Genomic DNA, 15,425 nt, shown 5'->3' with positions numbered 1-15,425 from the left:
CTGTTGGGCGAAAGCGTGTCCGCCGACGAGAATGCCCGGCATGGGACATCTCGAGGCCGCACATCTGGAGTACTACCTGCCGGACGGTCGGGTGCTGCTCGGTGACGTCTCGTTCCGCGTCGGGGACGGATCGGTCGTCGCCCTCGTGGGAGCGAACGGCGCAGGGAAGACGACGCTGCTGCGGCTGCTCTCCGGGGAACTGAAGCCGCACGGCGGAACGGTGACGGTGGGCGGAGGACTGGGCGTCATGCCGCAGTTCGTCGGTTCGGTGCGGGACGAACGCACGGTGCGGGACCTTCTGGTCTCGGTGGCCCAGCCGCGGATCCGGGACGCGGCCCGCGCGGTGGATCGGGCCGAGCACCTGATCATGACCGTGGACGACGAGGCCGCGCAGATGCGGTACGCGCAGGCGCTGAGCGACTGGGCGGAGGTGCAGGGCTACGAGGCCGAGACGGTCTGGGACATGTGCACCACCGCTGCGCTCGGCGTCCCGTACGAGAAGGCCCAGTGGCGGCTCGTACGGACGCTCTCCGGCGGCGAGCAGAAGCGGTTGGTGCTGGAGGCGCTGCTGCGCGGCCCAGACGAGGTGCTGCTGCTCGACGAGCCGGACAACTACCTGGACGTGCCCGGCAAGCGCTGGCTGGAGGAGCGGTTGCGGGAGACCCGCAAGACGGTCCTCTTCGTGTCCCACGACAGGGAGCTGTTGGCACGGGCGGCGCAGAAGATCGTGGCGGTGGAACCAGGGCCCGCGGGCAGCGACGTCTGGGTGCACGGCGGGAGCTTCGGCACCTTCCACGAGGCCAGGCGGGAGCGCTTCGCGCGCTTCGAGGAGCTGAAGCGGCGGTGGGAGGAGAAGCACGCACAACTGAAGAGGCTGGTGATCAACCTCCGGCAGGCCGCATCGGTCAGTCATGAGATGGCGTCCCGGTACGCTGCGGCGCAGACGAGGCTGCGGAAGTTCGAGGAGGCCGGCCCGCCGCCGGAGCCCCCGCGCGAGCAGGACATCCGGATGCGGCTGCGCGGCGGGCGCACCGGGGTGCGGGCCGTGACCTGTGCCGGGCTGGAGCTGTCCGGACTGATGAAGCCCTTCGACCTGGAGGTCTTCTACGGGGAACGGGTGGCGGTCCTCGGATCGAACGGCTCGGGGAAGTCGCACTTCCTGCGGCTGCTGGCCGGGGAGGACGTGGCCCACGTAGGGGAGTGGAGGCTCGGTGCCCGGGTGGTGCCGGGCCACTTCGCGCAGACGCACGCCCACCCCGAACTGCTCGGTCGTACGCTTGTCGACATCCTGTGGACGGAGCACGCGAAGGACCGCGGTGGTGCCATGAGCGCGCTGCGGCGCTACGAGCTGGAGCGCCAGGGGGACCAGACGTTCGATCGGCTGTCCGGCGGGCAGCAGGCCCGCTTCCAGATCCTGCTGCTGGAGCTGCGCGGGACGACGGCGCTGCTGCTGGACGAGCCGACGGACAACCTGGACCTCGATTCGGCCGAGGCCCTCCAGGAGGGGCTGGAGGCGTACGAGGGCACGGTGCTGGCGGTGACGCACGACCGCTGGTTCGCGAAGTCCTTCGACCGCTTCCTCGTCTTCGGAGCGGACGGCGTGGTCAGGGAGACCCCGGAGCCGGTGTGGGACGAGCGTCGGGTCGTGCGCGCACGGTGACCGGACGGGGCGGACACGGTGGTCGGGAAGGGCCCGTCCGACCCCCGGCGGCGGGGCCCGCGGGGCGGTCCGGCCGTTTTGACCCGTGCGGGGGACCCCAGGTATCCTGCTGGTTCGTTATGCGTATTGGCTTGCTCTATCTCACGTGAGGGGCCCTTACGCCGGTTCACCGGGCCGATGACCAGCGGCATGCACTCGGGTTGCGTCCCCGATGTGCGGCCAGGGCTGTCGTGATCGTCCGGGTGGCCTTGTCAGGACCCCGTCCTCCGAGCCCTCGCGGGCCCCGGGGGATCCCCATCACTGAAGAAGCGAAGGCTACGACCGTGCGTACGTACAGCCCCAAGCCCGGCGATGTGACGCGTCAGTGGCACGTCATCGACGCCCAGGACGTCGTCCTGGGCCGTCTGGCCACGACTGCTGCCACCCTCCTGCGGGGCAAGCACAAGCCGATCTACGCGCCGCACGTTGACGCTGGTGACTTCGTCATCATCATCAACGCCGACAAGGTGCACCTGTCCGGCAACAAGCGGACCCAGAAGATGGCGTACCGCCACTCCGGCTACCCGGGTGGTCTGCGCTCCGTCCGCTACGACGAGCTGCTTGAGAAGAACCCCGAGAAGGCCGTCGAGAAGGCCGTCAAGGGCATGCTCCCCAAGAACTCCCTGGGCCGTCAGATGCTCTCGAAGCTGAAGGTCTACGCGGGTGACCAGCACCCGCACGCTGCCCAGCAGCCGGTCCCGTTCGAGATCACCCAGGTCGCGCAGTAAGTCCGGCCACCCCCTAAGACGAAGAGAATCTGAGGAGAATCGTGGCCGAGACCACCACCGAAGTTCCGCTCGAGGGCGAAGAGACCTACGCCGAGGTCACCACCTTCGAGTCCGACACCCCCGTCGAGGGCGAGTACACGAGCGAGTCGCTCGGGTCCCGCTTCGGCGACCCGCAGCCGGCCGCCGGCCTGGGCCGCCGCAAGAACGCCATCGCCCGCGTCCGGATCGTTCCGGGCACCGGCAAGTGGAAGATCAACGGTCGCACCCTTGAGGACTACTTCCCCAACAAGGTGCACCAGCAGGAAGTCAATGAGCCCTTCAAGGTGCTCGAGCTCGACGGTCGTTACGACGTCGTCGCCCGCATCGCCGGTGGCGGCGTGTCCGGCCAGGCCGGCGCGCTGCGCCTCGGCGTGGCCCGTGCGCTGAACGAGGCGGACGTGGACAACAACCGCGGCGCGCTGAAGAAGGCCGGCTTCCTGAGCCGCGACGACCGTGCCGTCGAGCGCAAGAAGGCCGGTCTGAAGAAGGCCCGCAAGGCCCCGCAGTACAGCAAGCGCTAATCGCCTGCTGGCCTGTACGGCATACGTTCGCCCCGGCAGCACTCGGTGCTGCCGGGGCGTCCCGTTTACCGAACCCATCGGAACCGGGGCGACCCCCCCGGAGTGACACAGCTCGACGCCTCGGGCGTATAACGACAGGAACGCGCTTCAGAGGCTGTGCGTTTTCGGAGCATTTCGGAGGACACCAGTGGGACGACTCTTCGGCACGGACGGTGTGCGCGGCGTCGCGAACGCGGACCTGACGGCGGAGCTCGCGCTCGGTCTGTCGGTCGCCGCGGCGCACGTGCTCGCCGAGGCGGGCACGTTCGAGGGCCATCGGCCGACGGCGGTGGTCGGGCGTGATCCCCGCGCGTCCGGGGAGTTCCTGGAGGCCGCGGTCGTGGCCGGCCTGGCGAGCGCGGGCGTGGACGTCCTGCGCGTCGGCGTGCTGCCGACGCCCGCGGTGGCGTACCTCACCGGTGTGCTCGGCGCCGACCTCGGCGTGATGCTCTCCGCGAGCCACAACGCCATGCCGGACAACGGCATCAAGTTCTTCGCTCGCGGCGGCCACAAGCTGGCCGACGAGCTGGAGGACCGCATCGAAACCGTGTACGAGGAGCACCGCACCGGTGCGCCGTGGGACCGGCCGACGGGTGCCGGCGTGGGCCGGGTGCGGGACTACGACGAAGGCTTCGACAAGTACATCGCCCACCTGATCGCCGTGCTGCCTAACCGTCTCGACGGACTCACGATCGTCCTCGACGAGGCGCACGGCGCCGCTGCCCGGGTCTCGCCGGAGGCGTTCGCCCGGGCGGGCGCCGAGATCGTCACCATCGGTGCCGAGCCGGACGGCCTCAACATCAACGACAACTGCGGCTCCACCCACCTGGGTCTGCTGAAGGCCGCCGTGGTCGAGCACGGGGCCGACATCGGCATCGCCCACGACGGCGACGCCGACCGCTGCCTCGCCGTGGACGCCGACGGCAACGAGATCGACGGCGACCAGATCCTGGCCGTGCTGGCCCTGGCCATGCGCGAGGCGGGGACGCTGCGCGGCAACACCGTCGTCGCGACCGTCATGTCGAACCTCGGCTTCAAGCTGGCGATGGAGCGCGAAGGCGTCGAGCTGGTGCAGACCGCGGTCGGTGACCGGTACGTCCTGGAGTCGATGAAGGAGCACGGCTACGCACTGGGCGGCGAGCAGTCCGGGCACGTGATCGTCCTGGACCACGCCACCACGGGTGACGGGACGCTCACCGGACTGATGCTGGCGGCGCGCGTCGCCGCCACCGGCCGTTCCCTCGCCGAGCTCGCCGGCGTCATGCAGCGCCTCCCGCAGGTCCTGATCAACGTTCCGGACGTCGACAAGTCCCGCGTCGCCACGTCCGCGGAACTGGCTGCTGCGGTGGCCGAGGCCGAGCGTGAGCTCGGGTCCACCGGCCGCGTCCTGCTGCGTCCGTCCGGTACCGAGCCTCTCGTCCGCGTGATGGTCGAGGCGGCCGACATCGAGCAGGCCCGCTCGGTCGCGAGCCGGCTCACCGATGCGGTGAAGTCGGCGCTGGGCTGACTCCGGTGCCGCGGGGCCCCTGGGCCCCACCGTGTGTTCTCGCGCCCGCCGTGGTCCCGCACCGCGGCGGGCGCGGTCGTCCGCTCCTGCGGCACCCCGGGGAACCAGCTCCGTTCCGATTCCGGCCGGGTGGGGGCTGCACTGGAGGAGGACCGGTCGGAGGGCCGTTCGGGTGAAGGGCGGGTGTCGCGGACGGGAGCAGGCCGAGGAGGCTCCTACGTTCGGCTGGCATGACGTACGGATCAACTGATCGCACGACAGGCCCCACGCGTCGCACCGCCCTCGCCGGGCTCGCTGCCGGGGCGGGTGCGGTGCTGACCGCCGGATGCACCCGGTCGGGTACGTCACCGGCGAACGCACCCACCCCGAGCCGATCCGCCTCGGCCCCCGCCGTCCAGCCGGGCAACCCGACGCCCGGGGTGATGACGCTCTTCAAGGACCCGGCGTTCAACTTCAACGGACTCCTGGCTCTGGGGGGTTCCGGAGCGGGGGCCGCGGAGGTGGGCGAAGTGCTCACCGCCGTGAACGCGATCAACAAGGCCGGTCTCTCCCCGCAGTCGTACGTCGAGACGTTCCGGAAGCTCGGGGACCAGCTGATGGAGGCCCCGCAGGACAGCAAGGCGGACGACCAGACGACGCGCTTCCGAGCGCTCCGCGCCGCGCAGTACTACGCTCAGGCGCTGTTCTTCGTCCTCGGCTCCGACGACCCGGGCGGCGAAGAGCAGCTGTACAAGGCCGGACGCGGCGCCTGGGACACGTTCTGCCGGCTGTGCGACCCGCCGCCGGTCACGGCGAACGTCCCGTACGGCAACAGCCCGCTGCCGGTGTGGTTCTTCCGCCCCGACGAGGACACCGCGCGACGCCCGACCGTGATCCTCACCAACGGCAGTGACGGGCAGAACGTCGACATGTGGACCTACGGCGTTCCGGCGGCGCTCCGCCGGGGCTGGAACGCCCTCGTCTACGACGGCCCCGGTCAGGGGCAGCTGCTCTTCGTGGACCAGGTGACCTTCACGCCCACCTGGGAGAAGGTCGTCAGCCCCCTCGTCGACTGGCTGTCCGAGCGCCCCGACGTGGACACCGGCAAGATCGCCATCACCGGGCTGAGCATGGCGGGTGACCTCGTGCCGAGGGCAGCCGCGTTCGAGAACAGGCTCGCCGCGGCAGTGGCGATGCCCGGCTGCCTCTCGCCGTGGCTGGCCTTCCCCCCGGAGGTCCGGGAGATCCTCCAGCCGAGCAAGGAGGAGACGAACGACATCTGGAACAAGGAGGTCGTCCCGCAGCTGTCACCCTCCGCCGCAGCGACCATGAAGAAACGCTTCGAGCCGTTCTCGATCCCGGCGATGCTCGCCGCTCGCCAGGGCAAGATGTTCACCGACTTCTACTCGCCGGCCAATGCGGTCAAAGCACTGGACATCAGTGGTGTCGTGAGCAGGATCAAGATGCCGGTGCTCGTCCTCGACTACGACTACGAGCAGTTCTACCCCGGCCAGCCGCGCGAGCTGTTCGACAAGCTGACCTCGCCCAAGGACTACGTGAAGCTCACCACGGCCGAGGGGGCCCAGCTGCACTGCTCCCCGATGGCTCCGCAACTGCACTGCGAGGTCGTCTTCGACTGGCTGCAGGAGACGCTCTAGACCGGGCGGTGCGTCGGCTAGGAGGAGGGTGACCGCACCGTCGCTCGCCTCAGGCGGACCGACCACGCCCACTTCTGGACGAACAGCGTGAGCGTCCCGGCAAGGACGATGCCGAGCAGATTGAGCAGCAACTGTTCGCCGGACCCCCAGGCCTGGCGGAATTCGCTGTAGCTGAAGGCGACCGCGGCGTTGGCGGCCGCAGGGACGGTCGTCACCGAGATCGTGACGCCCACCAGGGCACCCGACTTCGCCGAGGTCAGGGAGAGTGTGCCGGCGATGCCCGCGAGAACGGCGACGACGAAGGAGAACGCGTCCGGCCGGTAGATGAAGTGGGTGTTGGGGCGCGCGCCCTGCAGCATCGACTTCTCGAACAGGCCGATGCTCGCCATGAACGCGCCGAAGGCGGCGGTCACCAGCATGGCAACGGTGAATCCCACGAGCAGCGCCACCAGCGACCGCCAGGCGAGCCGGGGCAGCCGCTGCACCACGGCCGTGCTGAAGCCGGTGAGCGGCCCGAACTCCGGACCGACGGCCATGGCGCCCACGACGAGGATCGCGTTGTCCAGCACCACGCCGCACGCGGCGATCATCGTGGCCAGCGTCAGGAACGCCAGGTAGGTGACGGTGAGCGTGGACTCCTCGTTCGTCGCCTCGGTCAGCTGCTCCCACAGCACTGCGTCGGCGGCCTCGCCCGGCGCCTCGTGCTCGGCCTGGTCAGCGCGCCGGGACAGGGTGAGGTCGATGGGCTCGACGGAGATGGCGCCGTCGCGGTCGATGCCCAGTTCGCGCAGGCGGCCTATCAGCTCGTGACCAGCCTCGCGCGCGACGTCGCACAGCACCAGATCGCCGGCGGGACTGCGCGCCGCACCGGGCAGGACGGCGATGTGGGTCGTGCCCACCGCCCTCTCCACGGTGTCCACGACCCGCTCGGTGCGGTCGGCCGGGACGATCAGGCGCAAGTGCAGCACGCGGCTTCCTCAGAGTTTGCGCAGGGAGAGCCGCTGGACCTTGTGGTCGGGCCCCTTGCGGACGACGAGGGCTGCCCGCCCGCGGGTCGGCGCCACGTTCTCCAGGAGGTTTACCCGGTTGATCGTGCGCCACATCGTGCGGGCGTACTCCAGCGCCTCCTCCTCGGAGACCTGGGTGTACTTGCGGAAGTACGAGGACGGGTCCTGGAAGGCGGTCTCGCGCAGCTTGCGGAAGCGGTTGAGGTACCAGCGCTCAATGTCCTCGGGCCGGGCGTCCACGTACACCGAGAAGTCGAAGTAGTCGGCGAGACCGACCCGGGTGCGACCGTCCTTGCCCGGCAGGGCCGGCTGGAGGACGTTGAGTCCCTCGACGATCAGGATGTCGGGGCGGCGCACGGTCAGCCGCTCGCCGGGCACGATGTCGTAGATCAGGTGCGAGTAGACGGGCGCGGTGACCTCGTCCTTGCCCGCCTTGATGTCCGCGACGAACCGGGTCAGGGCGCGCCGGTCGTACGACTCGGGGAACCCCTTCCGCGACATCAGGCCGCGTTCGTGCAGCTCCTTCATCGGCAGCAGGAAGCCGTCCGTGGTGACCAGTTCGACGCGCGGGTGCTCCGGCCAGCGGGCGAGCAGGGCCTGCAACAGTCGTGCGACGGTGGACTTGCCGACGGCCACCGAGCCCGCCACGCCGATGACGAACGGGGTGCCGCGCTGGGTGCCGTGGCCGTTGCCCGCCTCGCCCAGGAAGGTGTTCAGCGCGCCGCGGAGGTTCGCGGTGGCGCCGACGTACAGGTTGAGCAGCCTGGACAGCGGCAGGTAGATGTCCCGCACCTCATCGAGGTCGATGACGTCGCCGAGCCCGCGCAACTGCTCGACCTCGGCTGCGGTCAGCGGCAGCGGTGTCTTCTCCCGTAGGGCACTCCACTCCTCCCGGGTGAGGTCGACGTAGGGCGACGACTCCGTCTTCTCGGTCCTACGGCTTCGTGGCGGCGAAGTGATCACATGCTTATTGTCGGGGCACGGACGGCCGAACGCGGCGTGGTATCCCTCACGCCCGCGCACCGTGGACAGGTCGCGGGATTGTCCCGAAGGCGCCCATGGCGGACCGCCGCCGGCCCGCTGCGCACCCCTTAGGCTGCGGCCATGTGCGGAATCGTGGGTTACGTGGGAGCGCAGTCCGCGCTCGATGTCGTCATCGCCGGACTCAAGCGGCTCGAATACCGGGGCTACGACTCGGCCGGTGTGGCGGTGCTCGCCGACGGCGGACTGGCCGCTGCGAAGAAGGCGGGCAAGCTTCTGAACCTGGAGAAGGAACTGGTCGACCGGCCGCTGCCGACCGGGTTGACCGGCATCGGACACACCAGGTGGGCGACCCACGGCGGCCCCACGGACGCCAACGCCCACCCCCACCTGGACAACGCCGGCCGGGTCGCCGTCGTCCACAACGGAATCATCGAGAACTTCGCCTCGCTGCGGGCCGAACTGGCCGAACGGGGCCACGAGCTGTCCTCCGAGACGGACACCGAGGTCGTCGCACACCTGCTCGCCGAGACGTTCTCGTCCTGCGGCGAGCTGGCCGAGGCCATGCGCCTGGTCTGCAGGCGCTTGGAGGGCGCGTTCACCCTGGTCGCGGTGCACGCGGACGAACCGGACGTGGTGGTGGGGGCACGCCGCAACTCGCCGCTGGTCGTCGGCGTCGGTGATGGGGAAGCGTTCCTCGCCTCCGACGTGGCCGCGTTCATCGACCACACCCGCAGCGCCATCGAACTGGGCCAGGACCAGGTCGTCGAGCTGCGTCGCGACGCGGTCGCCGTCACCGACTTCGACGGTGCGCCCGCCGAGGTCCGCTCGTACCACGTCGACTGGGACGCCTCCGCCGCGGAGAAGGGCGGCTACGACTACTTCATGCTCAAGGAGATCGCCGAGCAGCCGAAGGCGGTCGCCGACACCCTGCTGGGCCGCATCGACGCCGCCGGCTCGCTGACCCTGGACGAGGTGCGCATTCCGGCCACGGTCCTGCGCGAGGCCTCCAAGGTCGTCATCGTGGCGTGCGGGACGGCGTTCCACGCCGGACTCATCGCCAAGTACGCCATCGAACACTGGACCCGCATTCCCTGCGAGGTCGAGCTGGCCAGCGAATTCCGCTACCGGGACCCGATCCTGGACCAGCGGACCCTGGTGATCGCGATCTCGCAGTCCGGCGAGACCATGGACACCCTCATGGCGCTGCGCCACGCGCGCGAGCAGGGCGCGAGGGTCCTGGCCATCTGCAACACCAACGGTTCGACGATCCCCCGCGAGTCCGACGCCGTGCTGTACACGCACGCGGGGCCCGAGGTCGCGGTCGCCTCCACCAAGGCGTTCCTGACCCAACTCGTGGCCTGCTACCTGGTCGCGCTCTACCTGGGCCAGGTCCGCGGAACGAAGTGGGGCGACGAGATCCACGCCGTCGTGCGGGACCTCGCCGACATCGCGACCCAGGTGGACCGGGTGCTGGAGACGATGGAGCCGGTGCGCGAGCTGGCCCGCTCCCTCGCCGGCAAGAACACGGTGCTGTTCCTGGGCCGTCACGTGGGCTACCCGGTCGCGCTGGAAGGCGCGCTCAAGCTCAAGGAACTCGCGTACATGCACGCGGAGGGCTTCGCGGCGGGCGAGCTCAAACACGGCCCGATCGCCCTCATCGAGGAGGACCTGCCCGTCGTGGTCGTGGTGCCGTCGCCGCGTAGCCGCTCCGTGCTGCACGACAAGATCGTGTCCAACATCCAGGAGATCCGGGCCCGCGGGGCACGGACCATCGTGATCGCCGAGGAGGGCGACGAGGTGGTCGTGCCCTACGCCGACCACCTGATCCGCATCCCGGCGACCCCGGCGCTGCTGCAGCCACTGGTCGCGACCGTTCCCCTGCAGGTGTTCGCCTGCGAGCTGGCGACGGCCCGCGGCAACGAGGTCGACCAGCCGCGGAACCTGGCGAAGTCGGTCACCGTCGAATGATCGTCGGGGTGGGGATCGACGTCGCCGAGATCAATCGCTTCGAGGACGCACTGCGGCGGACGCCCGCGCTGGCGGACCGGCTGTTCCTGGACAGCGAGCTGTTCCTGCCCAGCGGTGACCGTCGTGGCATCGCCTCCCTCGCCGCGCGGTTCGCCGCGAAGGAGGCGGTGGCGAAGGCACTGGGCGCACCGGCGGGGCTGCTGTGGACGGACTGCGAGGTGTACGTAGAGGACTCGGGGCGGCCGCGCCTGAGGATGACGGGCACGGTGGCCGAGGCGGCGGCGGAGCGTGGGGTGCGGGTGTGGCACGTCTCGCTGAGTCATGACGCGGGGGTGGCGTCCGCGATGGTGATCGCGGAGGGGTAGCCGTATCGCGGACCGGCGGCGGGGTGGGCGAGACGGCGGCCGTGGGGCCTCGTGAGGGGCCGGTCCGTCGCCCCGCGCCACGTGCGAGCGCCCCGAACGGGCTCCGTCCGCGTCCCCCCCCGGCCCCTCCCGGGCGGGGGCTCGCCCCGGAGCAAGGTCCGGTGCCGAAGACTCCGTGCGCGCATCCGGCGTGGCCGTAGCGGCGGTCGCACGGCATGCTTCTGAGCATGCGTCATGCCTACAGCGTCGAGACCGTACGGGCCGCCGAGGCCGAGTTGATGGCACGGCTGCCGGAGGGCACGCTCATGCAGCGCGCCGCCGCGGGGCTGGCCGCCGCGGCCGCCGGCCTGCTCGGCCGGGTGTACGGGGCCAGAATCGTCCTGCTCGTGGGCAGTGGGGACAACGGGGGAGACGCGCTCTGGGCGGGCGCGCGCCTCGCGCGGCGCGGCGCCGGGGTGACCGCGGTGTTGCTCGCACCGGAGCGGACCCACGAGGCCGGGCTTGCCGCGCTGCTCAAGTCCGGGGGGCGGGTCGCCGACGACCCGTTCGACGTACTGGCCGTCGCGGACCTGGTGTTGGACGGCATCACCGGCATCGGCGGACACGGCGGCCTCCGGCCGGAAGCTGTTCCGGTGACCCGTGCGGCCCGCGGCTCCCACGCCCTCGTGCTCGCGGTCGACCTGCCCAGCGGCGTCGAAGCGGACACCGGAGAAGTGAAGGGGGAGGCGCTGCGGGCCGATGCGACGGTCACGTTCGGCACGTACAAGCCCGCCCTGCTGGTCGATCCCGGCAGGGAGCACACCGGAGCGGTGCGGCTCGTCGACATCGGCCTGGAGCCGCACCTGCCGTCCGTACCCGACCTGGAGGCCCTCCAGCACGCCGACGTGGCGCAACTGCTGCCGGTACCGGCTGCGGAGAGCGACAAGTACCGGCGTGGGGTGGTGGGCGTCGTCGCCGGGTCCGCGCGCTACCCCGGGGCGGCGGTGCTCGCCGTCGCCGGTGCGCTGCGCGGCGGCGCGGGAGCCGTGCGGTACGTGGGCCCGGCCGCGGACGCCGTCATCGCCCGTTTCCCGGAATCGCTGGTGCACGGGTGGCCGCCGTCGAAGGCGGGCCGGGTCCAGTCCTGGGTGGTCGGCCCGGGACTCGGCGACGGGCCCGGCGTCGACGAGGTGCTGGACTCCGACGTGCCGGTGCTGGTCGACGCGGACGGACTGCGCGGCCTCGACCCGGAAGCGGTGCGCGCCCGGAGCGCGCCGACGCTGCTCACCCCGCACGCGGGCGAAGCGGCGGCGCTCCTCGGCGTGGCGCGCGAGGAGGTGGAGGGGGCGCGACTCGCCGCCGTGCGGTCCCTCTCCGCGAAGTACGGCGCGACGGTGCTGCTGAAGGGCTCCACCACCCTCGTGGCCGATCCGGACGCCCGCCGTGCGGTCCGGGTGAACCCGACGGGCACCTCGTGGCTGGCCACGGCGGGCAGCGGCGACGTGCTGTCCGGGTTGGCGGGCTCGCTGCTGGCCGCCGGACTCGCGCCGTTCGACGCCGCCTCCGTGGCCGCGTACCTTCACGGCCTCGCCGCGCGTCTCGTCTCCGCCGGGGCGCCGGTGGCGGCCCACGACGTGGCCGAGGCCGTTCCCCGCGCGTGGCGCGACACGAAGGCGCTCTGACGGCCGTGGAACGACCGGGGCGCCCGTGCGCCGGCCCCCGTCCGGCCTGGGCCGTGCCCACTCGGACCGCACCCTCTTGCCGTGCCCGCGCGGCCCCGCACCCGGGTGACCAGCGCCACTCCTGGTCGTTGCCGCACGAACGATCTCGCGGGCCTCTGAGAGACTGGCGGCGATGACGACGAACGCACCCTTCCGAGCTCAGGCCGAGATCGACCTCGCCGCACTCCGCGCCAACGTGCGCGCCCTGCGCGCACGTGCGCCCCGGGCCGCCGTGATGGCCGTGGTGAAAGCCGACGCGTACGGGCACGGGATGGTGCCCTGTGCGCGTGCCGCGCTGGCCGCGGGCGCCGCGTGGCTCGGCACCGCGACCCCGGAGGAGGCCCTCGGACTGCGCGCGGCCGGGATCGGCGGCCGGGTGATGTGCTGGCTCTGGACGCCCGGCGGTCCCTGGCGCGAGGCCGTGGAGGCCGACCTGGACATGGGCGTGAGCGCCCTGTGGGCGCTGCGCGAGGTGGCCAGGGCGGCGCAGGAGGCGGGCCGCACGGCACGCATCCAGCTCAAGGCCGACACGGGTCTCGGTCGCAGTGGCTGCCAGCCGGCGGATTGGGCCGAGCTGGTGGCCGCCGCCCGTGCCGAGGAGAAGGCCGGCACCGTCAAGGTCACCGGTCTGTGGTCGCACCTGGCGTGCGCGGACGAGCCCGGCCACCCGTCCGTCGCCGCCCAGCTGGCCGCCTTCCGCCATCTGGTGGCGTACGCCGAGAAGGAGGGCATAGAGCCCGAGGTGCGGCACATCGCCAACTCCCCGGCCACGCTGACCCTCCCGGAGGCGCACTTCGACCTGGTGCGCCCCGGCGTGGCGGTGTACGGGGTGTCGCCCGCTCCCGAGCTGGGCGCCCCGGCCGATTTCGGGCTGCGCCCGGTCATGACGCTCAAGGCGTCCATGGCGCTGGTGAAGCAGGTTCCGGCGGACCACGGGGTGAGTTACGGACACCACTACGTCACGCCCGCGGAGACGACGCTGGGGTTGGTGCCGGTCGGGTACGCGGACGGCATCCCGCGACACGCCTCGGGTCGCGGCCCCGTGTTGGTCGGCGGTGAGTGGCGCCGGGTGGCCGGACGGGTCGCCATGGACCAGTTCGTGGTCGACCTCGGTCCCGGTGGCGCCACGGTCCGCGACGGCGCGGAGGTGGTGTTGTTCGGCCCCGGTGACGGTGGGGAGCCGACGGCCGAGGACTGGGCCGAGGCGGCGGGCACCATTGCCTACGAGATCGTCACGCGGATCGGAAAGCGTGTCCCGCGCGTCTATCTCAACGAGTAACCGCACGAGTAACCGCACGACCTCAGAGGGAACCGGACGACCGGACGACCACATAGGAGCGGCACGGTGAGCGAGAGCAGCGCGGGGGACGTGGCGGCGGCGGTGACCGACGCAGCCACGGGCAACTGGCGCCGGGCGGGTATCGCCGGTGCCGCCATAGGGGTGATCGCCGCGGGTGCGGCGGCGGGTGTCGCCATGGAGCGCATGACGGTGGGCCGAGGCATGCGCCGCAAGGCCCGCCTCGCCCTGGACGCCTCGGGGCCGTACGGGTCGCTGCGCGGTACCCCGGGCAGGGCCACCGCCGACGACGGCACGGCCCTGTACTACGAGACGGACGAGGTGGACCCGGAGACCGGCGGCGCCGCGCCGCGCAGGCGGCGGCTCTTCGGCCGCAAGGCGCCCGCGCCGGTGACCGTGGTCTTCAGCCACGGCTACTGCCTCAGCCAGGACTCCTGGCACTTCCAGCGGGCCGCTCTGAGCGGTCTGGTCCGCACGGTGCACTGGGACCAGCGCAGCCACGGGCGGTCGGGTCGCGGGGCCGCCCAGTCGGGTCCGGACGGTGTGCCGGTCTCCATCGACCGGCTGGGCCGAGACCTCAAGGCGGTGATCGACGATGCGGCGCCGGAGGGCCCGTTGGTGCTCGTCGGTCATTCGATGGGCGGCATGACGATGATGGCGCTGGCCGCCACACACCCCGAACTGATCCGGGAGCGGGTCGTGGGGGTCGCGTTCGTCGGTACCTCGGCCGGTCGGCTCGGTGAGGTGAACTACGGACTGCCGGTGGCGGGGGTGAACGTGGTGCGCCGCGTGCTGCCCGGTGTGCTGAAGGCGCTGGGTTCGCAGGCGGAGCTGGTCGAGCGGGGCCGCCGGGCCACGGCCGATCTCTTCGCGGGCCTGATCAAGCGGTACTCGTTCAGTTCGAAGGACGTGGATCCGGCGATTGCCAGGTTCGCGGAACGGATGATCGAAGGCACGCCGATCGACGTGGTCGCCGAGTTCTACCCGGCGTTCGCCGAGCACGACAAGGCGTCGGTGCTGGAGGTCTTCCAGGAGGTCCCGGTGCTGGTCCTCGCCGGGGACCGGGACCTGGTGACGCCCAGCTCGCACAGCGAGGCGATCGCGGACCTGCTGCCCGATTCGGAGTTGGTGATCGTGCCGGACGGGGGGCACCTGGTGATGCTGGAACACCCCGAGGTGGTCACGGACCGGCTTGCGGACCTGCTGGTGCGGGTCGGAGCGGTCCCGGCAGCGGCTAACGTTGGCACGTATGGAAGCACCGCACAGCCCGGCGGCTGAGACCGCCGCCCGCCTCACCGTCACCTCGCCGGAGCAGATGCAGGAGCTGGGCCTTCGGCTCTCCAAACTGCTGCGACCCGGTGATCTCGTGATGCTCACCGGAGAGCTCGGCGCCGGGAAGACGACCCTGACGCGTGGGCTCGGCGAGGGCCTGGGCGTGCGCGGTGCCGTGACCTCGCCGACCTTCGTGATCGCCCGTGTGCACCCGTCGCTGGTGGGCGGGCCCGCGCTGGTTCACGTCGACGCGTACCGCCTGGGCGGCGGACTCGACGAGATGGAGGACCTGGACCTCGACGTCTCGCTGCCGGAGTCGGTGGTGGTGGTCGAGTGGGGTGACGGCAAGGTCGAGGACCTGTCCGACGACCGGTTGCACGTGGTGATCCACCGGGTCGTCGGGAACACCGACGACGAGCGCCGCACGGTCACGCTGACCGGTTTCGGGGCGCGCTGGGCCGATGCGGGGCTCGACGGGTTCGCCGCCTGATCACGACTCCGTCCGTCCGCCGTTCGGCGGACGCCCTACTGACTGTTTGTGTACGTTCCGACAAGACGTCGGTAAAATGTTGCATCTCGCGCTCCGACCGTGGTCACATGGATGACGAGACCAGGTTAGGTCTGCCTAACCAACGCCTGCTCCCGGAGCCCCAGGAGGCATG

General features: G+C 71.3%; 13 protein-coding genes. 11 read left to right on the top strand and 2 right to left on the bottom strand.

Going from position 1 to position 15,425, the window contains the following annotated elements:
• The first annotated feature begins 40 nt into the window (after positions 1-40).
• From ACFXOM_RS02825 to ACFXOM_RS02805, 5 genes are all read left to right on the top strand, one after another.
• Positions 41-1,660 (top strand): ATP-binding cassette domain-containing protein, encoded by a 1,620-nt coding sequence (locus ACFXOM_RS02825; RefSeq protein ID WP_384935335.1) that lies wholly within the window; start codon positions 41-43, stop codon positions 1,658-1,660.
• Positions 1,661-1,983: 323 nt separating this feature from the next.
• The gene (rplM, locus tag ACFXOM_RS02820; RefSeq protein WP_384935338.1) at positions 1,984-2,427 is read left to right on the top strand and encodes a 50S ribosomal protein L13; all 444 of its coding nucleotides are present in this window, start codon (positions 1,984-1,986) and stop codon (positions 2,425-2,427) included.
• Positions 2,428-2,468: 41 nt separating this feature from the next.
• Positions 2,469-2,987, top strand: a complete 519-nt coding sequence (gene rpsI, locus ACFXOM_RS02815) for a 30S ribosomal protein S9 (protein WP_384935341.1) — start codon at positions 2,469-2,471, stop codon at positions 2,985-2,987.
• 187 nt (positions 2,988-3,174) lie between these two features.
• On the top strand, positions 3,175-4,533 hold the full coding sequence (gene glmM, locus ACFXOM_RS02810; RefSeq protein ID WP_385036793.1) for a phosphoglucosamine mutase: 1,359 nt from the start codon (positions 3,175-3,177) through the stop codon (positions 4,531-4,533).
• A gap of 230 nt (positions 4,534-4,763) precedes the next feature.
• Positions 4,764-6,170, top strand: coding sequence for an alpha/beta hydrolase family protein (locus tag ACFXOM_RS02805; protein WP_385036791.1), 1,407 nt, complete (start codon positions 4,764-4,766; stop codon positions 6,168-6,170).
• Positions 6,171-6,187: 17 nt separating this feature from the next.
• Here ACFXOM_RS02805 and ACFXOM_RS02800 read toward each other — a convergent pair whose 3' ends face one another.
• On the bottom strand, positions 6,188-7,138 hold the full coding sequence (locus ACFXOM_RS02800) for a DUF389 domain-containing protein (RefSeq protein ID WP_384935349.1): 951 nt from the start codon (positions 7,136-7,138) through the stop codon (positions 6,188-6,190).
• Between the two features lie 9 nt (positions 7,139-7,147).
• Complete coding sequence (coaA, locus tag ACFXOM_RS02795) at positions 7,148-8,140, bottom strand: type I pantothenate kinase (protein ID WP_384935351.1); 993 nt, start codon at positions 8,138-8,140, stop codon at positions 7,148-7,150.
• Positions 8,141-8,281: 141 nt separating this feature from the next.
• On the opposite strand from coaA, the gene glmS reads away from it, so the two are divergent.
• The 6 genes from glmS (at position 8,282) to tsaE (ending at position 15,253) form a co-directional block, all read left to right on the top strand.
• A complete protein-coding gene (gene glmS, locus ACFXOM_RS02790) occupies positions 8,282-10,129 on the top strand; it encodes a glutamine--fructose-6-phosphate transaminase (isomerizing) (RefSeq protein WP_384935354.1) in 1,848 nt (615 codons plus the stop codon).
• Complete coding sequence (locus ACFXOM_RS02785; RefSeq protein ID WP_384935357.1) at positions 10,126-10,494, top strand: holo-ACP synthase; 369 nt, start codon at positions 10,126-10,128, stop codon at positions 10,492-10,494. The genes glmS and ACFXOM_RS02785 overlap by 4 nt, the downstream gene beginning before the upstream one ends.
• Before the next feature lie 227 nt (positions 10,495-10,721).
• Positions 10,722-12,155, top strand: a complete 1,434-nt coding sequence (locus ACFXOM_RS02780; protein ID WP_384935360.1) for an NAD(P)H-hydrate dehydratase — start codon at positions 10,722-10,724, stop codon at positions 12,153-12,155.
• Positions 12,156-12,327: 172 nt separating this feature from the next.
• Positions 12,328-13,473: an alanine racemase gene (gene alr, locus ACFXOM_RS02775; RefSeq protein ID WP_384935363.1), complete on the top strand. Its 1,146-nt coding sequence runs from the start codon at positions 12,328-12,330 to the stop codon at positions 13,471-13,473.
• 66 nt (positions 13,474-13,539) lie between these two features.
• On the top strand, positions 13,540-14,769 hold the full coding sequence (locus ACFXOM_RS02770; RefSeq protein WP_384935366.1) for an alpha/beta fold hydrolase: 1,230 nt from the start codon (positions 13,540-13,542) through the stop codon (positions 14,767-14,769).
• Complete coding sequence (gene tsaE, locus ACFXOM_RS02765; protein WP_384935369.1) at positions 14,741-15,253, top strand: tRNA (adenosine(37)-N6)-threonylcarbamoyltransferase complex ATPase subunit type 1 TsaE; 513 nt, start codon at positions 14,741-14,743, stop codon at positions 15,251-15,253. Before ACFXOM_RS02770 ends, tsaE begins: the two co-directional genes overlap by 29 nt.
• Positions 15,254-15,425: the final 172 nt, after the last annotated feature.

This window comes from Streptomyces sp. NPDC059169 (assembly GCF_042755225.1).
Taxonomy (GTDB): domain Bacteria; phylum Actinomycetota; class Actinomycetes; order Streptomycetales; family Streptomycetaceae; genus Streptomyces.
This window is presented reverse-complemented; position numbering and strand designations above follow the sequence as displayed.